A 17,946-nucleotide genomic window follows, 5' to 3' on the forward strand; every position below is an offset into this window, starting at 1 on the left:
AACCCGCGACCCCCGGCGTGACAGGCCGGTATTCTAACCGACTGAACTACCGCTGCGCGTCGGCCGGACTTTCGTCCGAAATCTCACAAGGATGGTGGGTGATGACGGGATCGAACCGCCGACCCTCTGCTTGTAAGGCAGATGCTCTCCCGGCTGAGCTAATCACCCTTCGCCTTGCGAGGCGCGCAATTTACGCAGAGGCCCCAGCTAAGTCAACACCCTGTATGGATTTTTTCTTCAAGCGGGCTTTTCGGGCAGCTTGCCGACCACACCGGGGTCCGAGTTTTCGCACCACGGAAGCGCAGCCGCACCGGATTGGGGCCCGATCAGTTGCCCACCTTCAGCGCCACCCTCGCGGCGACCCGGCCATCCTCGCTGCGGTCCAGACCGGCTTCCTCGATGCGTACCCCCTGCCCTTCCAGCACGCCGAACCAGCGCAGCAGGTTGGGGAATGCCGCCGGCTGCAGGTTAACCTGCACCGCGCCCGGGGCGTCGCTGTCGATGCGCTCCACGGCAAGCCCCTGCTCGGCTGCTGTGGCGGTGACCAGCCCCTGCAGCCGCTCGGGCTCCACCTGGCTCTGCGGCCTGCTCTGCAGCGTTCGCGCCTGGGGCGCATGGCGCTGCAGGTAGGCGTGCAGCCCGCGCTGGGCTTCGAAATATTCGCGGGCGCTGGTCAGCCGCCGCTCGGCCGGCAGCCAAAGCAGCAGATAGAGCAGCACCAGGCCCAGGAACAGCCCCAGCCCGACCAGGGCCATACGGTCCCGCGGCGGCAGAGCGCGCCAGCGCACGGCCAGGGAAGAGGCCTGCCATTGCGTCTGCAGCGGTGTCTTGATCGCGTCGAGCATCTTCATCCCCCTATTACCAGTCGTGCACTGACGCCGCTTTCATCGCGGCTCGCCGACCCCATCTGCACCGACAGCCCGCTGCCGATCAGCCTTTCGCGCAGGCGCTCCAAGGCGTCGAAGCCGGGCGCCTGGACCTGGAGGGCAAGGTCGCCACGGATTTCGCTGAAGTCCAATTGCTGCACTCGCACCTGGACGCCTTCGGCGATCAACGCCTGGGCCGCCTGGCCGAGCAGGGCCAATAGCCGGCCCTGGCCGGAGGTCGAACCTTCGGCAAGGTGCTGGTCGAATTGTGCGCGCAGGTTCACCAGCTTGCTGTCCTGAGGAAACAGCTCGCGGTAGAGCGCTTCGTTGGCAGCCGCGTAGGTATCGCCCTGGCGCTGCAGCTGCCAGGCCTGGACCAGGTTGAAGCCCCACTGCAGCACCAGCCACAGACCCACCAGGCCCAGCAGCGGCTTCCAGCGCGACCAGCGCTGGCGCTCTTCCTTCAGGGTGAACTCGCCCTGCGCCAGGTCACTGCCGTTTTGCGCGGCGAGCCAGCCATGGGGATCGCCTTCTTCGCGCCAGTCATCCAGCCCTTCCAGCGCCTGGCGCTCAGCGGACGCATGGCCGCTGCGTGGCGCCGGACAGGCCTCCCGCAGGTAGGACCAGTCCTGCTCCTCGAAGCTCAGGCGCGTACTGCCCTCCCCGCCCAGCAGCCAGCGCCGCTCCAGCCAGAACAGCTGGGTGCCCTGCTCCGGCAGCAGGTCGGCATCCACCTGGATAGCGTCCGGCGCCGGGCCGAGCTTGCCGGCCAGCTCCAGCCAGCCTGCCAGCCAGGTGCGGCGCACGGCGAACACCCGGTGGCGGCCATCGGCCAGGGCGCCGCCCAAGCCGAGGTGGAAATGCTCCACGTCCTCGGCCAGCAACTCTTCCACCGCGAAAGGCAGCGCCTGGCGCAGCCAGCGGCCCTTCTGCGTGGGCAGGCGGACGGCGCAACAGGTGACCGCCTCCACCGGCAGGATCAGGCGCCAGGGCGCCACCACCTCTTCCAGCGCCCGGGCGAACGGCAGGCGGCGACTGCCACCCTGCCAGAGCACCACCTCCAGCTCAGCATCCACCTGATTGCAGGCGGCCACCGGGAGGAAGATGCAAGCCTGTGTCATGACTGCGGCTCCTTGACGGGCGCCGGCGGCAAGCCGCCCTGCCCGAGATCACGAGAGAGAACCCGTACCTTGCCGTCGCTGCCGCGTTGCAGGGTACTGACGAGAACCTGGCGGCGACCGGCGAGGCGAACCTCGCTGATCACCTGGAAATACTGGCTGCCCACTGCCAGGCCCTGGGCCTCCAGGCCCATGCCGGCAAGGGCCGGCTGGCCGAGAAAGGCATCCAGGCTGCGAAAGCCGGTGGCACCTCGCGCCGCCATGAGCAATGCGCCACTGTCCGCGTCCAGATTGTCGGCCAGGGTGGACAGGACCAGCGCATTGGCGGTGTTGACGTTCAGCGAGGCGTCCGCCGGCAGCACGCAGACGAAGGGCAGCAACTTGCGGTAATCCACTTCGGTCATGCCTAACACTAGGCGCAACTCGGACACATCGCTCATGGCCTGGTTCGCCACGCGGTAAGGCGGGCGCAGCAGCAGGTACTGGTTGTCCTCGGCGCCACTGGGCCCATAGGGCTCCTGGTCCTGGTCGAGCCAGTCCACCAGGCGCTCGGTATAAGGCGCCTCTATCCCCAGGCGCAGCAACAGGCGGCGGAACTGGCGGATGCCCTGCTCGTTCAACTGTCCGTCGCGCACCAGACTGTTGAGGTTGAAGCGGCCGCTGGGGTCCTCGATGCGCACGCTCAGGGATCCGCCATCGTCCAGCTGGAAAGTGCTCAGCGGCAACGCCCAGGCCTCACCCGGATGGTCCACCGGAGTACGCGGGTCCCCCAGGCGCAGGTCGCGGACGAGCATGGCCTCGGCCAGGGCCTCGCCGCCCAGGGCGTACTGGGTCACCTGGCGCAGGTGCAGTTCGTTGCCGCTGGAGCGGATGGACAGCTGGGTGCGCGCGATCAGCCCGGCGCAGACCACGGTGACCACCGCCACCACCAGCAGCACGGTGAGCAGCGCGACGCCCTGCTGACGCCTCATGGCGCCACCTCCTGGCCATCGCCACCCTGCTGGTTCTCCTGTGAGGTTTGCTGCTGGCCCTCCGGCTGCTCTTCGCCACCGACCTGGGGCGGCTGCCGTGGCGGGGTATCCACCAGGCGCAGCACTCGCCGCAGCTCGCCATAGCGACGATGCTCCAGGGTCAGCTCCAGGGCGCGCGGCAGCCGGCCCAAGCGTTCGTCCTCGGTCAGCCCGGCGGGCGGCCAGCTGTCCTGCCAATCGCCGTTGTCGTCCATGTAGCGCAGGGTCATGGCGGTGACCCCATCCAACGCGTTCTGCACCTGGGGCAGGCTGTCCTGGGACTGGTCGAGCACCGTCCAGTAGCGCCGCTCCCAGCGTTCGCCGGAAAGCTGCCAGCGCACCCGCTGCAGGCGCGAACGCTGGGCGCCGGTAGGATTGCGCCATCCGCTGCGGGTCAGCTCGAGGGCGTCGTTGTCGCCCTGGTGCTCGCCGAGCAGCGCCGCGCGGAGTTCGCCATAGGGATCACGGATCGGCCGCGACACCACCTGGCGGACATCGCGCTCGAAGGCCGAGACGGCGCGCACCAGTTCGCGCAGCTGCTGCTCCTGGACGCGGGTCGCCTCGTCGCTGTCGATCACCGCACCGAGCATGCGCCAGGTGCCCACGGCCAGCAGCGCGAAGATGGCGATGGCGATCAGCAGTTCCAGCAGGGTGAAGCCGGCGCAGCGCTTCATGGGGTACTCCCGAGGAAGCCCACCAGGCGCACCGTGGCGCGCTCCTCCAGCTTGCCGCCGATGCCCCTTGTCGGTCGCGGCGCCACCCAAAGCGTGACCCGGCGCAGGGCCGGGTCGCTGGTGCCTTCCACCTCGGTCAGCCACTCCCAGCGCCGTCCGGCATAGTCCAGCTCACCCTGGTCGCGACCGTCGCCTGGCGGCGTCTCGCGCAGTTGCAGCTCGGTCAGGCGGTTGTCGGCGATCCACATCGCCAGTGTCTTGTCCTCAAGCCGCGAGGCGATCTGCAGGCTGCGGGCGCTGGCGGTGAGCACACTGGCGGCGACCACGGCGAAGATGGCCAAGGCCACCAGCACTTCGATCAGGGTGAAGCCGCGGGCTCTCATCCGGCGCGCCTCTTGCCGGTGGGCGTCTCGACCCGCGGCAGGCGAAAGCCGTCGCTGGAGAGCTGCAGGCGCAGCCCGTCCTTGCGCCGCTCGCCCAATTCCAGGCGGAAGGGGCTGAGCTCGCCGCTGGAGAGGATCAGCAGCTGCGGCACCGGCCTCGCGTCCTTGGGCTGCTTCTCGTCCTTGCCCGGTGCGGGCAGCGCCAGGGGGTCACCCTCGAGTTCGAAGCTGAGCTCGACCCATTCGGGCAGTCGGCGGGCGCCATCGGACAGCGCCTGCCAGCGGCCGCCGGTTTCGTCGTAGAAAAGCACCTGGTAGCCATCGCGCTCCAGACGTAGTCCGTATTCGCGATTGTCCAGCACGGCCTCATCGGCCAGCACGCCGATCAGCCCGGCGAGGCGCTCGGCTTCGCCCTTCAGCTCACGGGAAGGGCCGGCGGTGCCGGCGCTGATCACCGCCAGGCCGGCCAGGCAGGCGATGACCACCATTACCACCAGCACTTCAATCAGGGTGAAACCCGCGGACAGCACGGCACCGCGAGCCCGGCCACCGCCGCCCCGCCGCTGGCCCTGCCGCCCGCTACCCATCAGTTGTCCCAGTTGGCGATGTCGGCGTCGTTGTCGCTGCCGCCTTCCTTGCCGTCAGCCCCCAGGGAATAGAGGTCATAGGTACCCTTGCTGCCCGGGGAAAGGTACTGATAGGGGTTGCCCCAGGGATCGATGGGCAGCTTCTTCAGGTAGCCGTCCTTGCTCCAGTTCTTCGCGGGCGGGTTGCCGGACGGACGGCTCACCAGGGCTTCCAGACCCTGCTGGGTGCTGGGGTAGGCGAAGTTGTCGAGCTTGTACATGTCCAGCGCGGCGCCGATGGCCTTGATATCGCCCTTGGTCACCGTGACCTTGGCCTGGTCGGGGCGGTTCATCACCTGCGGCACCACGAGGGCCGCGAGGATTCCGAGGATGACCACCACGACCATGATTTCGATGAGCGTAAAGCCCGACTGACTACGGCGCAGATTCACGCGATTACCCCACGAGTTGGTTGAGAGAAAGGATAGGCAGCAGGATGGCCATGACGATCATCAGCACCACCGCGCCCATGACCACCAGCATGAACGGCTCGAAAAGCCCGACCAGCAGGGCGATCTGCGCAGCCAGGTCGTTTTCTTGGTTGCGTGCGGTGCGGGCGAGCATCTGGTCCAGTTCGCCGGAACGTTCGCCGCTGGCGATCATGTGCAGCATCATCGGCGGGAACTGTCCGCTGGCCTCGATGGCGCGGGTCAGGCTGCCGCCCTCGCGGACCTTCTGCGCGGCCAGCACGACATGCCCGCGGATCACCCGATTGGAGATCACTTCGGCACCGATACCCAGCGCCTCCACCAGCGGCACGCCGCTGCGGGTGAGGATCGCCAGGGTCGAGGCGAAGCGCGCAGTATCGGTGGCGCGGATCAGCCGGCCCACCAGCGGGATGCGCAACATCAGTCCGTGCCAGCGCTGGCGGATCGCCGGGTCGCGCAGCGCCCAGCGCGCGGCCAGGAAGGCAGCGATCAGCACCAGCAGCATCAACCAGCCCCAGTGCTTGACCAGGTCGCTCAGGGCGATCAGGCCACGGGTGAGCAGCGGCAAGGTCTGCCCGGAGTCGATGAATACCTTGACCACGTCAGGCACGACGAAACCGAGCAGGAAGGTGACGATGGCCAGGGAGGCGCACATCAGGATCACCGGATAGAGCAGCGCCAGCTGGATCTTCTGCCGCGACTGCTGGCGCTGTTCGGTGTAGTCGGCCAATTGCTCGAGCACCGGCCCCAGGTGGCCGGCGTGTTCGCCCGCGGCCACAGTGGCGCGATAGAGCTCGGGAAAAGCCGACGGGAATTCGCGCAGGCTGCTGGCCAGGCTTTGGCCCTCCAGCACCCGCGCACGCACCGCCAGCAGCATGGACTGGATGCGGGAATTGCTCGCTTGCGCGGCCGCCGCCCGCAGTGCTTCCTCGATGGGCAGTGCGGCTTGCACCAGGGTCGCGAGCTGGCGGGTGACCAGGGCCAGGTCGCGGGCGGAGAGACCACGGGACAGGCTGAAGCGGCCGCGCTCGGCCTGCTCGCGCACACGGGTCGGGCGCACTTCCAGCGGGGCCAGCTGACGTTCGCGCAACAACTGGCGCACCTGGCGGGCGCTGTCCGCCTCGAGCACGCCTTTCTGCTGGCGGCCCTTGGGGTCGAGGGCGAGGTATTCGAATGCGGCCATTTACTCTTCCTGGGTGACCCGCAGCACTTCTTCCACTGTGGTGACGCCCTGCAGCACCTTGCGCCGGCCGTCCTCGCGGATGCCCGGGCTGGACAGCCGCGCGTGGCGAATCAGCTCCTGCTCGGAGGCGACGCTGTGGATCAGGCTGCGCATATGGTCGTCGAATACCACCAGTTCGTAGATGCCGGTACGTCCGCGGTAGCCCTGCTGATGGCAGTCCGCGCAACCACGGGCACGGTAGAGGGTCGGCGCGCCGTCTGCCTCCACGCCGAGCAGCGTGCATTCGGCGGCATCGGCCTGGTAGGCCTCCTTGCAGTGCGGGCAGAGAACCCGCACCAGGCGCTGGGCCAGCACCCCGAGCAGGGACGAGGACAGCAGGAAGGGTTCGACGCCCATGTCCACCAGCCGGGTGATGGCGCCGATGGCGCTGTTGGTGTGCAGGGTGGACAGCACCAGGTGGCCGGTGAGGGACGCCTGCACGGCGATCTCGGCGGTTTCCTGGTCGCGGATCTCGCCGACCATCACCACGTCCGGGTCCTGGCGCAGTATGGCGCGCAGGCCACGGGCGAAGGTCATGTCCACCTTGGGGTTGACCTGGGTCTGCCCGATGCCCTCGATGTGGTACTCGATCGGGTCTTCAACGGTGAGGATGTTGCGCGTGCGGTCGTTGAGGGTGACCAGGCTGGCGTAGAGGGTGGTGGTCTTGCCCGAGCCGGTGGGGCCGGTCACCAGCAGGATGCCGTGAGGCCGGCGCACGGTGTCCTCCAGCAGGTGGCGATCGCGGTCGCTCATGCCCAGATGCTGCAGGGTCAGGCGCCCGGCCTGCTTGTCCAACAGGCGCAGCACCACGCGTTCGCCGTTGGCCGACGGCAGGGTCGAGACACGGATGTCCACTTCGCGCCCGCCGACGCGCAGGGATATGCGGCCGTCCTGGGGAATGCGCTTCTCGGCGATGTCCAGCCGCGCCATGACCTTGATCCGCGACACCAGCAGCGCTGCCAGCTCGCGCTTGGGCTCCAGCACTTCGCGGAGTATCCCGTCGACGCGGAAGCGCACTACGAGGCGTTTCTCGAAGGTTTCCAGGTGGATGTCCGAGGCGTTCTCCTTGATCGCCTCGCCGAGGATGGCGTTGATCAGGCGGATGATCGGCGCATCGTCCTCCTGCTCCAGCAGGTCCTCGGTTTCCGGAATCTGCTCGGCCAGGGCGGCGAGATCCAGGCTGCCGCCCAGATCCTCGGCCAACTGCATGGCGGCGGAAGAGTCGTGCTGGTAGGCCAGGGCCAGGGCCTGCTCGAAGGCATCTGCGCTCAGGGGCCGGAGAGGCAATCCGCGCCCGGCGAAGCGCCGTGCCTCGGCCAGCGCCACCAGCTCGACGCCGGGGCGGTGGGCCAGGCAGGGCTCCAGGCCATCCAGGAGCAATACGCCATGCCGCTTGGCGAAGCCGAAGGGCAAGCGACGCAGGGGAGCTTCAGCAAGTGGAGGGTTCATCCGTGGGTGCCTGTTTCAGATGGATCCAGAAGAAAGTATTGCAGCGCAATCTGACGATTGTGCACAGCCAGTGACGGTTTCTTATGCTGCTTGTGAACAAAACCACCTAAAGCCGTAAAAATTCAGAGATATCTTTATCACAGTGCCAGGGTCCCAACATCATTCGGACGGTGGAGCATGGCACTCTTAGGCACTGCTATGATCAAAGCAGTTCTGCCAACACATAAGACCAAAGAACTGCACCGCATTGGGAGTTGGACTCACTTGCAAGCTTCGGATTCCATGCACTGGCTGCAACGCCACGCGCCAGCCCTCGGTGGCGCGCTGCTGGTATTGGCCATGGGCGCCAGCTTCGCCTGGCAGACCGTGCAATGGCTACGCCTGGTCGACGCCCGGGCCGAAGCGTCCGAGCAAGCCGGCGCCTCGCTCGCCAGCGCCCAACCCCTGCAGAATCTCGAACCGCTGTTCGGCCCGGCTCCAGTAGCCCAGCCCAGCGGCCCGCCCCCCAGCACCAACCTGCGCCTGACCCTGCTCGGCAGCTTCGTCCATGCCGGGCCGGACAAGTCCATCGCCATCATCCAGTACGAAGGCGGCAAGCCGCGCCGCTTCACCGCCGGCGACGAGATCACCAGCGGCGTGAAGGTGCATGCGGTGTACCGCGACCGCGTCGAGATCGAACGCAACGGCCGCCTGGAAAGCCTCAGCTTCCCGCCGCCACGCTCGCGCTTCACCGCCGTTGGCGGCAGCTCGCAGGAGCCTTCGGCCGACGTGATCGACGAACTCAGCGGTCTGCAGGAAGACAATGCCGCGGAGTTGCGTGAGCGCATGGAGAAACTCCGCCAACAAATGGAAGATCCGGACAGCGTGCCTGTCGATCCTTCCACCGAACAGCCCCAGGAAAGCGAATGACACGATGACTCCGACCTTCTCGCGCCTCACGCTCGCTCTGCTCGCCGCCGGCGTGCTGGCCACGCCGCTGCCTTCGCTCGCCGCCCGGCCGGCCAGCGCCCCCGCCGGCAACGCGCAGCAACAGCAGCAGGATGGCTGGACCATCAACCTCAAGGATGCCGACATCCGCGAGTTCATCGACCAGATCGCCGACATCACCGGCGAGACCTTCATCGTCGACCCGCGGGTGAAAGGCCAGGTCAGTGTGGTCTCCAAGGCGCCGCTCGGGCTCAATGAGGTCTACCAGCTGTTCCTCTCGGTGATGGCCACTCACGGCTTCACCGTGGTCACGCAGGGCGACCAGGCACGCATCATTCCCAATGCCGAAGCCAAGGCCGAGGCCGGCAGCAGCCGCGCCGGTGCCGAGCGCCTGGAGACCCGGGTGATCCAGGTGCAGCACACGCCAGTGACAGAACTCATTCCACTGATTCGACCGCTGGTCCCCCAGTACGGCCATCTGGCCGCCGTGACCTCGGCCAACGCCCTGATCATCAGTGACCGCGCCGCCAACATCGCGCGAATCGAAGACCTGATGCGCCAACTCGACCAGAAGGGTGACCGCGACTACACAGTGCTGAACCTGCGGCATGCCTGGGTGATGGACGCCGCCGAAGTGCTCAATGCCTCCCTGAACCGCGGCCAGTCCAAGGGCACCTCCGGCACTCAGGTGATCGCCGATGCCCGTACCAACCGCCTGATCATCCTCGGCCCGCCGTCCGCCCGAGCGAAACTGGCGGCCCTGGCGCAATCCCTCGACACCCCGACCTCGCGCTCGGCCAATACCCGGGTGATCCGCCTGCGCCACAACGACGCCAAGGCGCTTGCCGAAACCCTCGGCGAGATTTCCGAAGGCCTGAAAGGCGAGGAAGGCGGCGATGGTGGCGAACAGGGCGCGCCCAGCGGCGGAAAGCCGCAGAACATCCTGATCCGCGCCGACGAGAGCCTCAACGCCCTGGTGATGCTGGCCGAGCCGGACGTGGTCACCGCCATGGAAGACATCGTCCGCCAACTCGACGTGCCCCGCGCCCAGGTGATGGTGGAAGCGGCCATCGTGGAGATTTCCGGCGACATCACCGAAGCCCTCGGCGTGCAGTGGGCCATTGACGCCCGTGGCAACACCGGCGGCCTGGGCGGCGTGAACTTCGGCAATACCGGACTCTCGGTGGGCACGGTACTCAACGCCATCCGCGACGACGAGATCCCCCTTACCCTGCCGGATGGCGCCATCATCGGCATCGGCACCGACCACTTCGCCGCCCTGATCACCGCGCTCTCGGCCAACAGCAAGAGCAACCTGCTGTCGACTCCAAGCCTGCTGACCCTGGACAACCAGAAGGCGGAAATCCTGGTGGGCCAGAACGTGCCCTTCCAGACCGGCACCTTCACCACCGATGCATCGGGCGCCAACAACCCCTTCACCACCATCGAGCGCCAGGACATCGGCGTCACCCTCAAGGTGACCCCGCACATCAACGAAGGCGCCACCCTGCGCCTGGAGATCGAACAGGAGATCTCCTCCATCGCCCCGAGTGCCACCCTGACTGCCGAGGCGGTAGACCTGATCACCAACAAGCGCTCGATCAAGAGCACAATCCTGGCCGAGGACGGACAGGTGATAGTGCTCGGCGGCCTGATCCAGGACGACATCACCCAGACCGACTCCAAGGTACCGCTGCTGGGCGACATTCCCATCCTCGGCCGGCTGTTCCGCTCCACCCGCGACACCCACGTGAAGCGCAACCTGATGGTGTTCCTGCGCCCGACCGTGGTGCGCGACCGCGCCGGCCTCGCCGCACTGTCCGGGAAGAAGTACAACGACATCCGCATCATCGATTCGTACAGCAAGGAAGGTCGCCCTGCCATCCTGCCACGCAAGCCGGTGGAGCTCTTCGACGGCCAGGAAGTACCGGCGATCGACGTGCGCAAACCCTGACAACCATCCGGTGGATAAGGCGCTGCCTTATCCACGCTGCAATAGCCCCGTCCACCTAGGGTGAAAATCCGCAAGGCAGATTTCCACCGGCCTGGAAAAGCAAAAGGCGGCGCCCCTGGGGTAACGCCGCCCTGCCCTCCCCGATCGGCTGTCAGTCGAGATAAATCATCTTGCGGGTCATGCCGCCATCGACCACGAATTCCTGACCGGTGACGAAGCCGGCATTTTCCGAGAGCAGCCAGGCCACCTGCGCCGCCACGTCTTCCACCAGACCGACGCGCCCAACGGGATGCTGGTCGTGGTCCGCCTGGCTGAGCGGGGCTTCCTCCTGCGCCGAGGGGTCGCGGGCGTCGATCCATCCGGGCGTGACCGCGTTGACCCGGATCTCCGGCGCCAGGCTCATGGCCAGTGCGTGGGTCAGGGCCAGCAGGCCACCCTTGCTGGCGGCATAGGCTTCACTGTCGGGCTCGGACTGATGAGCGCGGGTGGAGGCGATAGTGACTATGGCGCCACGATGGGCCCGCAGGTAAGGCGCGCAGTGCTTGGCCAGCAGCATGGTGCCGGTCAGGTTGACCGCGAGGACACGGTTCCAGCGCGCCAGCTCGAGGCTTTCCAGCGGCGGGTTGTGCGGTTCGGCGATTGCGGCATTGCTGACCAGGGCATCGAGCCGGCCGAAATGCCCGAGCACCTCGGCGACGCCCACCGCGACCTGGCTTTCGTGGGTCACATCCATGCCCACGAACCAGGCGTTCTCGCCCAACGCCTTGGCCACCTTCGTGCCACGGGCCCGGTCGATGTCCGCGAGCACCACCTGCCAGCCCTCGGCGATCAGCCAGGCGGCGATGCCCAGGCCGATCCCCCGCGACGCGCCGGTGACCAGCGCAACCTTACCATTGGTCGCGCTGCGCGCCTGCAGGGTCCAGTCGATCACAGAGCGGCGAGCCCGCGTTCCAGGTCGGCCTTGAGGTCGGCGACGTCTTCCAGGCCGATGGCCAGGCGGATCAGGCTGTCGCTGATGCCGGCATTGGCACGCTCCTGGGGCGACAGGCGTCCGTGGGAGGTGGTGGCCGGATGGGCGATGGTGGTCTTGGTATCACCGAGGTTGGTGGTGATGGAGATCATCCGGGTGGCATCGATGAAACGCCATGCCGCTTCCTTGCCACCCTTGGCCTCGAAGCTCACCACGGCGCCGAAGCCACTCTGCTGACGCTTGGCCAGCTCGTGCTGCGGATGGCTTTCCAGGCCGGCGTAGTAGACGCGCTCGACGCCGGGCTGCTGCTCCAGCCAGCGGGCGATTTCCAGGGCGCTGGCACAATGGGCCTGCATGCGTACACGCAAGGTTTCCAGGCCCTTGATCATCACCCAGGCATTGAACGGACTGAGGGTCGGACCGGCGGTACGCAGGAACCCCACCACTTCCTTCATGTGCTCGGCACGGCCGGCGACCACGCCGCCCATGGTACGGCCCTGGCCGTCGATGTACTTGGTGGCCGAATGCATGACGATGTCGGCGCCGAGCTTCAACGGCTGTTGCAGCGCCGGGGTGCAGAAGCAGTTGTCCACCACCAGCAGCGCGCCCTTGGCATGGGCGATCTCGGCCAGCGCACGGATGTCCACCAGCTCGGCCAGGGGGTTGGACGGCGACTCGACGAACAGCAGCTTGGTATTCGGCTTGATCGCCGCTTTCCAACCGTCCAAATCGGACAACGCCGGGTAGTCGACCTCGATGCCGAAGCGCTTGAGGTACTTCTCGAACAGGCTGATGGTGGAGCCGAACACGCTGCGCGAGACCAGCACATGGTCGCCGCTGCTGCACAGGCTCATGGCGATGGCGAGGATGGCCGACATGCCGGAAGCGGTGGCCACCGCCTGCTCGGCGCCTTCGAGGGCGGCGATGCGCTCCTCGAAAGTCCGCACGGTCGGGTTGGTGTAGCGCGAATAGACGTTGCCCGGCACTTCGCCGGCGAAACGCGCAGCGGCATCGGCGGCGGTGCGGAACACGTAGCTGGAGGTCAGGAACATCGCCTCGCCGTGCTCACCTTCCGGCGTGCGGCGCTGGCCGGCACGCACAGCCAGGGTGTCGAAGGCCGCGCCTTCCAGGTCACTGTCCAGCCTTCCGGCTTCCCATTCCTGCGTCATATCCCTACCTCTTCAGAAACGAAGCCCGGATGCGATCAGGGCTACAGACTTCAGCTTGCCGCCAGACGAACGCGACTCAGTTGTTGTACAGATCGATGATGGCGCTGACCGCATGGGCCTTGGCCTTGGTCGCATCGTTGCGCGCCTGCTCGATCTTGTTCAGGTAATGCTCGTCAACGTCGCCGGTGATGTACTTGCCATCGAACACCGCGCAGTCGAAATGGTCGATCTTCACCTTGCCGCCGCCAACTGCATCGATCAGGTCCGGCAGGTCCTGGTAGACCAGCCAGTCGGCACCGATCAGCTCGGCCACTTCCTCGGTGGAGCGGTTGTGGGCGATCAGCTCGTGCGCACTGGGCATGTCGATGCCGTAGACGTTGGGGTAGCGCACGGCCGGGGCCGCCGAGCAGAAGTAGACGTTCTTGGCGCCCGCTTCGCGTGCCATCTGGATGATCTGCTTGCAGGTGGTGCCGCGCACGATGGAGTCGTCCACCAGCATTACGTTCTTGCCGCGGAATTCCAGTTCGATGGCGTTGAGCTTCTGGCGCACAGATTTCTTGCGTGCGGCCTGGCCCGGCATGATGAAGGTACGGCCAATGTAGCGGTTCTTCACGAAGCCTTCGCGGAACTTCACGCCCAGGTGGTTGGCCAATTCCAGGGCCGCGGTGCGGCTGGTGTCCGGGATCGGGATGACCACATCGATGTCATGCTCGGGGCGCTCGCGCTGGATCTTCTCGGCCAGCTTCTCGCCCATGCGCAGGCGCGCCTTGTAGACCGAGATGCCGTCCATGATGGAGTCCGGGCGCGCCAGGTAGACGTGCTCGAAGATGCAGGGGGCGTACTGCGGGCTGGCGGCGCACTGGCGGGTGAACAGCTTGCCTTCTTCGGTGATGTACACCGCTTCGCCCGGGGCGAGGTCACGGATCAGGGTGAAGCCGAGCACGTCCAGGGCGACGCTTTCGGACGCGATCATGTACTCCACGCCTTCGTCAGTGTGACGCTGGCCGAAGACGATCGGGCGGATGGCATGGGGGTCGCGGAAGCCGACGATGCCGTAGCCGGTGATCATCGCCACCACGGCGTAGCCACCTTTGCAGCGCTCATGCACGCCCGAAACCGCGGCGAACACATCTTCCTCGGTGGGCTGCAGCTTGCCGCGATGGGCCAGCTCGTGGGCGAACACGTTGAGCAGCACTTCCGAGTCGGAGTTGGTGTTCACGTGGCGCAGGTCGGACTCGTAGATTTCCTTGGCCAGCTGCTCGACGTTGGTCAGGTTGCCGTTGTGCGCCAGGGTGATGCCGTAGGGCGAGTTGACGTAGAACGGCTGGGCCTCGGCGGAACTGGAGGAGCCAGCGGTGGGATAGCGCACATGGCCGATACCCATGCTGCCCACCAGGCGCTGCATGTGGCGCTGCTGGAAGACGTCGCGGACCAGGCCATTGTCCTTGCGCAGGAATAACCGGCCGTCGTGGCTGGTCACAATACCGGCAGCGTCCTGGCCGCGATGCTGAAGGACGGTAAGCGCGTCATACAGCGCCTGATTGACGTTCGACTTACCGACGATACCGACGATGCCACACATGTGACGCAACCCCTGCTAGTAGTTCAGGCTAATCGAGTACCCATCCAGGCCGTTTGGGCATGGCTGGATACCCTTCCGGGTGCGACGCATCAGCTGGGTGAGCTGATGCCGCTCGCGAGCCACTGACTGGTGAAGCCCAGTATGAGGTTCTTCGACCAGTCGGCGACCATGAGAAAATGCGGCACCAGCGTGGACTGCTGCCACCAAGGATCCTGTTGCACCGGCGCGAGGCTGAGCAGGCCGACGAGCAGCACGACCAGCAGCGCACCACGGGCGGCGCCGAAGGCCATACCGAGCACGCGGTCGGTGCCGTCCATGCCGGTGACCCTGACCAGCTCGCCGATCAGGAAATTGATCAATGCCCCCACCAGCAGGGTGGCGACGAAGAGAATGGCGCACGCCGCAATGATGCGGGCCGAGGGCATTTCGATGAATTCGGTGAGGTGCAGCGACAGTGCGCCGCCGAAGGTCCAGGCGACTACGCCTGCGACTATCCAGGTGAGCAGCGAGAGGGCTTCCTTGACGAAGCCCCGACTCAAACTGACCAGACTGGAAATGGCGATGATGGCGATGATCGTCCAATCGACCCAGGTGAATGCCACAGTGCAGCCCACAAACTGAAAAGGCGCTGCATTTTAGCAGAGCCCTGCAACTCCGGTAACCCGCGGATCAGAAAGGCCCTGATTATCCTGCTCTATCAGCCTTTTTCCGGCTGGAAACGCACGATGAAGCCATTCAGCTTCTGCTGACGGCTGAGCTGGTCACGCAGGCGGTTTGCTTCGGCGCGCTCGATCAGCGGGCCGACGAAGACCCGGTTCATGCCTTCGACGCTGCGGATATAGGCGTTGTAACCCTGGGTGCGCAGGCTCTTCTGCAGGTTCTCGGCGCTGGCGCGGCTGGACAGGCTCGCCAGCTGGATCGACCAGCTCACCGGCAGGCCGTTCACGTCCAGGCGCTTCTCTTCCGTCTTCGCTTCAGCTACCGGAGCGGCCGGAGCCGGTGCGGGAGCCTTGGCCTGCACCTGGGGCTGAGGAGCCGCCGGGGCAGGTGTCGGCACGGCGGGCGCAACCGGTTGTGCGGGGGCGGCAGGCGCGGCTTCGGGAACCGAGGCAGGTTCGGGGCTGGATGCCAGGGCTTCCGGTGCGGGCTCGAGTGGCGGAACCGGCTCCTGGGGCAGGGCCTGGGGCTCGGGAACCTGCACTTGCTCCAGCTCCACGGGCGGCATGTCCGGCGCTTTCGGCATGGGCGGCGCCTCGACCACGACCCGGTGCAGTTCATCCTCGCGGCTGAACAGCATGGGCAGGAAGATCACCGCCAGCGCCACCAGCACCAGCGCGCCGACGATACGTTGCTTGAGTCCCTTGTCCAGCACTGCCATTTCCCCTACTCCCCAGAGGCGTGGCCTGCCAGCCAGCTCAGGGCCTCAGCCACGCTATAAAACGATCCGAACACCAGGATCTCGTCGTCCGGTGCGGCCTGCTCGCACTGCGCTTCAAGTGCGGCGACGATATTTTCGTGGACACTGACGCTTGCGTGAAGGTTCGTCAATGCCGCCTGCAATTCGCCGGCGGGACGACTGCGCGGCGTCGGCAGCGGCGCCACTGCCCAGCTGGCCACCAGCCCCTGCAAAGGCTGCAGCACGCCCGGCAGATCCTTGTCGGAGAGCAGGCCGAACACGGCCAGTCGACGACCGGAGATGGGCCGAGAAGCCAGGCGCGCAGCAAGATACTCGGCGGCATGGGGGTTGTGGCCGACGTCCAGCAACAGGGAAACCGGCTTGCCGCGCCAGGTGGTGCGGCGGCGATCCAGACGGCCGGCGACCCGGGCGGCCAGCAGCCCCCCTTGCAGGGCCGAGGGCTGCCAGGACAGACCGAGCAGTGCATACGCCTGGAGCGCCAGCGCGGCATTCTCCATCGGCAGGTCGAGCAGCGGCAGGTCATGAAGCTCCAGCACCTGTCCGGCCTGGCCGACTCCGCGCCAGTGCCAGCCGCCCTCGCCCACTGCCAGATCGAAGTCCCGCCCACGCAGGAACAGCGGGGAACCAAGCTGTTTCGCCTGTTCGAGCAGGGGCTGGGGCGGATCCAGGTCGCCGCAGAGGGCTGGCATGCCGGCGCGGAAGATACCGGCCTTCTCGAAGGCCACGCTCTCGCGGGTATCGCCCAACCAGTCGGCATGGTCGAGGCCGATGCTGGTCACCAGGGCCAGATCCGCATCCACCAGATTGACGGCATCCAGGCGCCCGCCCAGGCCCACTTCCAGCACCACGACATCCAGGCCGGAGCGCTGGAACAGCCAAAAGGCCGCCAGGGTGCCCATTTCGAAGTAGGTCAGGGAAATCTCGCCACGTGCCGCCTCGACGGCAGCGAAGGCATCGCAGAGCGCCTGGTCGCTGGCCTCACGGCCATCCAACTGCACGCGCTCGTTGTATCGCAGCAGGTGCGGCGAACTGTAGACGCCGACCTTGAGTCCCTGGGTGCGCAGCAGCGCAGCCAGGAAAGCACAGGTGGAACCCTTGCCGTTGGTGCCGGTGACCGTGATCACCCGCGGTGCCGGCCGGCCAAGGCCAAGGCGGCTGGCAACTTCGCGGCTGCGCTCCAGCCCCATGTCGATTGCCGTGGGGTGGAGCTGTTCGAGGTAAACGAGCCAGTCGGCGAGGATTCTCTGGGTCATGCGATAGCCGGGGACGGAAGGCGCATCATCTGCGCCAGCAACTTGCCAAGGCGCTCACGCAGTTCCGCGCGAGGGACGATCATGTCGATGGCGCCGTGCTCCAGCAGGAACTCGCTGCGCTGGAAACCTTCCGGCAGCTTTTCGCGCACGGTCTGCTCGATCACGCGCGGACCGGCGAAGCCGATCAGGGCACGCGGCTCGCCGACGATCACGTCGCCAAGCATCGCCAGGCTGGCGGATACGCCACCGTAGACCGGGTCGGTCAGCACCGAGATGAAGGGAATGCCCTCCTCGCGCAGACGCGCCAGGACAGCCGAGGTCTTGGCCATCTGCATCAGGGAGATCAGGGCTTCCTGCATGCGCGCGCCACCGGAGGCGGAGAAGCAGACCAGCGGGCAGCGCTGTTCCAGGGCGACGTTGGCCGCACGGACGAAACGCTCACCGACGATGGCGCCCATGGAGCCGCCCATGAAGGAGAATTCGAAGGCGCAGGCCACGACCGGCATCTTGTGCAGGGTGCCGCGCATCGCGATCAGGGCATCCTTCTCGCCGGTGTCTTTCTGCGCGGCGGTCAGGCGGTCCTTGTACTTCTTGCTGTCGCGGAACTTCAGGCGATCCACCGGCTCCAGGTCGGCACCGATCTCCTCGCGGCCTTCGGCGTCGAGGAAGATGTTCAGGCGGGCGCGCGCATTGATACGCATGTGGTGATTGCATTTCGGGCAGACGTCCAGCGTCTTTTCCAGCTCGGGCTTGTACAGCACCGCGTCGCAGGACGGGCACTTGTGCCAGAGGCCTTCCGGCACCGAGCTCTTCTTCACCTCGGAACGCATGATCGAAGGGATCAGCTTGTCTACCAGCCAGTTGCTCATGCTTCAGTTCTCCACAGCTTTCAGGCTCG

At 66.5% G+C, this 17,946-nt stretch carries 18 protein-coding genes and 1 tRNA gene; 2 read left to right on the forward strand and 17 right to left on the reverse strand.

What is annotated here, in order from left to right:
* Positions 1–92: 92 nt before the first annotated feature.
* The 10 genes from E8F12_RS25985 to gspE all read right to left on the reverse strand — a co-directional run bounded on the left by E8F12_RS25985 (position 93) and on the right by gspE (position 7,776).
* A tRNA-Val gene (locus E8F12_RS25985) sits at positions 93–168 on the reverse strand.
* A gap of 158 nt (positions 169–326) precedes the next feature.
* Entirely contained in the window at positions 327–845 is a 519-nt protein-coding gene (locus E8F12_RS25990) for a type II secretion system protein M (protein ID WP_280328378.1), read from the reverse strand.
* Positions 846–847: 2 nt separating this feature from the next.
* A complete protein-coding gene (gspL, locus tag E8F12_RS25995) occupies positions 848–1,987 on the reverse strand; it encodes a type II secretion system protein GspL (protein ID WP_280328104.1) in 1,140 nt (379 codons plus the stop codon).
* Positions 1,984–2,955 carry a type II secretion system minor pseudopilin GspK gene (gene gspK / locus E8F12_RS26000; protein ID WP_280328105.1) on the reverse strand — a complete coding sequence of 324 codons (972 nt, stop codon included), beginning with the start codon at positions 2,953–2,955 and terminating at the stop codon, positions 1,984–1,986. The genes gspL and gspK overlap by 4 nt, the downstream gene beginning before the upstream one ends.
* Positions 2,952–3,668 (reverse strand): type II secretion system minor pseudopilin GspJ, encoded by a 717-nt coding sequence (gene gspJ / locus E8F12_RS26005; RefSeq protein WP_280328107.1) that lies wholly within the window; start codon positions 3,666–3,668, stop codon positions 2,952–2,954. The genes gspK and gspJ overlap by 4 nt, the downstream gene beginning before the upstream one ends.
* Positions 3,665–4,051, reverse strand: coding sequence for a type II secretion system minor pseudopilin GspI (gene gspI / locus E8F12_RS26010; protein ID WP_280328108.1), 387 nt, complete (start codon positions 4,049–4,051; stop codon positions 3,665–3,667). The genes gspJ and gspI overlap by 4 nt, the downstream gene beginning before the upstream one ends.
* Positions 4,048–4,638, reverse strand: coding sequence for a type II secretion system minor pseudopilin GspH (gspH, locus tag E8F12_RS26015; RefSeq protein ID WP_280328109.1), 591 nt, complete (start codon positions 4,636–4,638; stop codon positions 4,048–4,050). Before gspH ends, gspI begins: the two co-directional genes overlap by 4 nt.
* Positions 4,638–5,024 (reverse strand): type II secretion system major pseudopilin GspG, encoded by a 387-nt coding sequence (gspG, locus tag E8F12_RS26020; RefSeq protein ID WP_280328379.1) that lies wholly within the window; start codon positions 5,022–5,024, stop codon positions 4,638–4,640. Before gspG ends, gspH begins: the two co-directional genes overlap by 1 nt.
* A 49-nt stretch (positions 5,025–5,073) precedes the next feature.
* Positions 5,074–6,288 (reverse strand): GspF family T2SS innner membrane protein variant XcpS, encoded by a 1,215-nt coding sequence (gene xcpS, locus E8F12_RS26025; RefSeq protein WP_280328110.1) that lies wholly within the window; start codon positions 6,286–6,288, stop codon positions 5,074–5,076.
* The gene (gene gspE / locus E8F12_RS26030) at positions 6,289–7,776 is read right to left on the reverse strand and encodes a type II secretion system ATPase GspE (RefSeq protein WP_280328111.1); all 1,488 of its coding nucleotides are present in this window, start codon (positions 7,774–7,776) and stop codon (positions 6,289–6,291) included.
* 282 nt (positions 7,777–8,058) lie between these two features.
* Between gspE and E8F12_RS26035 the strand changes: the two genes are divergently transcribed.
* Positions 8,059–8,685: a type II secretion system protein N gene (locus E8F12_RS26035; RefSeq protein ID WP_280328112.1), complete on the forward strand. Its 627-nt coding sequence runs from the start codon at positions 8,059–8,061 to the stop codon at positions 8,683–8,685.
* Positions 8,686–8,689: 4 nt separating this feature from the next.
* Positions 8,690–10,657: a type II secretion system secretin GspD gene (gspD, locus tag E8F12_RS26040; protein ID WP_280328113.1), complete on the forward strand. Its 1,968-nt coding sequence runs from the start codon at positions 8,690–8,692 to the stop codon at positions 10,655–10,657.
* Between the two features lie 151 nt (positions 10,658–10,808).
* Here gspD and E8F12_RS26045 read toward each other — a convergent pair whose 3' ends face one another.
* The 7 genes from E8F12_RS26045 to accD all read right to left on the reverse strand — a co-directional run bounded on the left by E8F12_RS26045 (position 10,809) and on the right by accD (position 17,917).
* Positions 10,809–11,573 carry an SDR family oxidoreductase gene (locus E8F12_RS26045; protein ID WP_280328380.1) on the reverse strand — a complete coding sequence of 255 codons (765 nt, stop codon included), beginning with the start codon at positions 11,571–11,573 and terminating at the stop codon, positions 10,809–10,811.
* Positions 11,574–11,584: 11 nt separating this feature from the next.
* A complete protein-coding gene (locus tag E8F12_RS26050) occupies positions 11,585–12,796 on the reverse strand; it encodes an O-succinylhomoserine sulfhydrylase (protein ID WP_280328114.1) in 1,212 nt (403 codons plus the stop codon).
* 76 nt (positions 12,797–12,872) lie between these two features.
* Positions 12,873–14,378 (reverse strand): amidophosphoribosyltransferase, encoded by a 1,506-nt coding sequence (gene purF, locus E8F12_RS26055; RefSeq protein ID WP_280328115.1) that lies wholly within the window; start codon positions 14,376–14,378, stop codon positions 12,873–12,875.
* An 89-nt stretch (positions 14,379–14,467) separates the two neighbouring features.
* Positions 14,468–14,980, reverse strand: a complete 513-nt coding sequence (locus E8F12_RS26060) for a CvpA family protein (protein ID WP_280328116.1) — start codon at positions 14,978–14,980, stop codon at positions 14,468–14,470.
* 95 nt (positions 14,981–15,075) lie between these two features.
* Complete coding sequence (locus E8F12_RS26065; protein ID WP_280328117.1) at positions 15,076–15,756, reverse strand: SPOR domain-containing protein; 681 nt, start codon at positions 15,754–15,756, stop codon at positions 15,076–15,078.
* A gap of 5 nt (positions 15,757–15,761) precedes the next feature.
* Complete coding sequence (gene folC / locus E8F12_RS26070; RefSeq protein ID WP_280328118.1) at positions 15,762–17,048, reverse strand: bifunctional tetrahydrofolate synthase/dihydrofolate synthase; 1,287 nt, start codon at positions 17,046–17,048, stop codon at positions 15,762–15,764.
* A complete protein-coding gene (gene accD, locus E8F12_RS26075) occupies positions 17,045–17,917 on the reverse strand; it encodes an acetyl-CoA carboxylase, carboxyltransferase subunit beta (protein WP_280328119.1) in 873 nt (290 codons plus the stop codon). The genes folC and accD overlap by 4 nt, the downstream gene beginning before the upstream one ends.
* Positions 17,918–17,946: the final 29 nt, after the last annotated feature.

It is taken from the genome of Pseudomonas sp. BN102 (genome assembly GCF_029871245.1).
Taxonomy (GTDB): domain Bacteria; phylum Pseudomonadota; class Gammaproteobacteria; order Pseudomonadales; family Pseudomonadaceae; genus Metapseudomonas.

Excerpts from the sequence above, each read along its gene's own strand:
- E8F12_RS25990 (WP_280328378.1), bottom strand. The coding sequence starts at position 845 with ATGCTCGACGCGATCAAGACACCGCTGCAGACGCAATGGCAGGCCTCT.
- gspL (WP_280328104.1), bottom strand. The coding sequence starts at position 1,987 with ATGACACAGGCTTGCATCTTCCTCCCGGTGGCCGCCTGCAATCAGGTG.
- gspK (WP_280328105.1), bottom strand. The coding sequence starts at position 2,955 with ATGAGGCGTCAGCAGGGCGTCGCGCTGCTCACCGTGCTGCTGGTGGTG.
- gspJ (WP_280328107.1), bottom strand. The coding sequence starts at position 3,668 with ATGAAGCGCTGCGCCGGCTTCACCCTGCTGGAACTGCTGATCGCCATC.
- gspI (WP_280328108.1), bottom strand. The coding sequence starts at position 4,051 with ATGAGAGCCCGCGGCTTCACCCTGATCGAAGTGCTGGTGGCCTTGGCC.
- gspH (WP_280328109.1), bottom strand. The coding sequence starts at position 4,638 with ATGGGTAGCGGGCGGCAGGGCCAGCGGCGGGGCGGCGGTGGCCGGGCT.
- gspG (WP_280328379.1), bottom strand. The coding sequence starts at position 5,024 with ATGGTCGTGGTGGTCATCCTCGGAATCCTCGCGGCCCTCGTGGTGCCG.
- xcpS (WP_280328110.1), bottom strand. The coding sequence starts at position 6,288 with ATGGCCGCATTCGAATACCTCGCCCTCGACCCCAAGGGCCGCCAGCAG.
- gspE (WP_280328111.1), bottom strand. The coding sequence starts at position 7,776 with ATGAACCCTCCACTTGCTGAAGCTCCCCTGCGTCGCTTGCCCTTCGGC.
- E8F12_RS26035 (WP_280328112.1), top strand. The coding sequence starts at position 8,059 with ATGCACTGGCTGCAACGCCACGCGCCAGCCCTCGGTGGCGCGCTGCTG.
- gspD (WP_280328113.1), top strand. The coding sequence starts at position 8,690 with ATGACTCCGACCTTCTCGCGCCTCACGCTCGCTCTGCTCGCCGCCGGC.
- E8F12_RS26050 (WP_280328114.1), bottom strand. The coding sequence starts at position 12,796 with ATGACGCAGGAATGGGAAGCCGGAAGGCTGGACAGTGACCTGGAAGGC.
- purF (WP_280328115.1), bottom strand. The coding sequence starts at position 14,378 with ATGTGTGGCATCGTCGGTATCGTCGGTAAGTCGAACGTCAATCAGGCG.
- E8F12_RS26065 (WP_280328117.1), bottom strand. The coding sequence starts at position 15,756 with ATGGCAGTGCTGGACAAGGGACTCAAGCAACGTATCGTCGGCGCGCTG.
- folC (WP_280328118.1), bottom strand. The coding sequence starts at position 17,048 with ATGACCCAGAGAATCCTCGCCGACTGGCTCGTTTACCTCGAACAGCTC.
- accD (WP_280328119.1), bottom strand. The coding sequence starts at position 17,917 with ATGAGCAACTGGCTGGTAGACAAGCTGATCCCTTCGATCATGCGTTCC.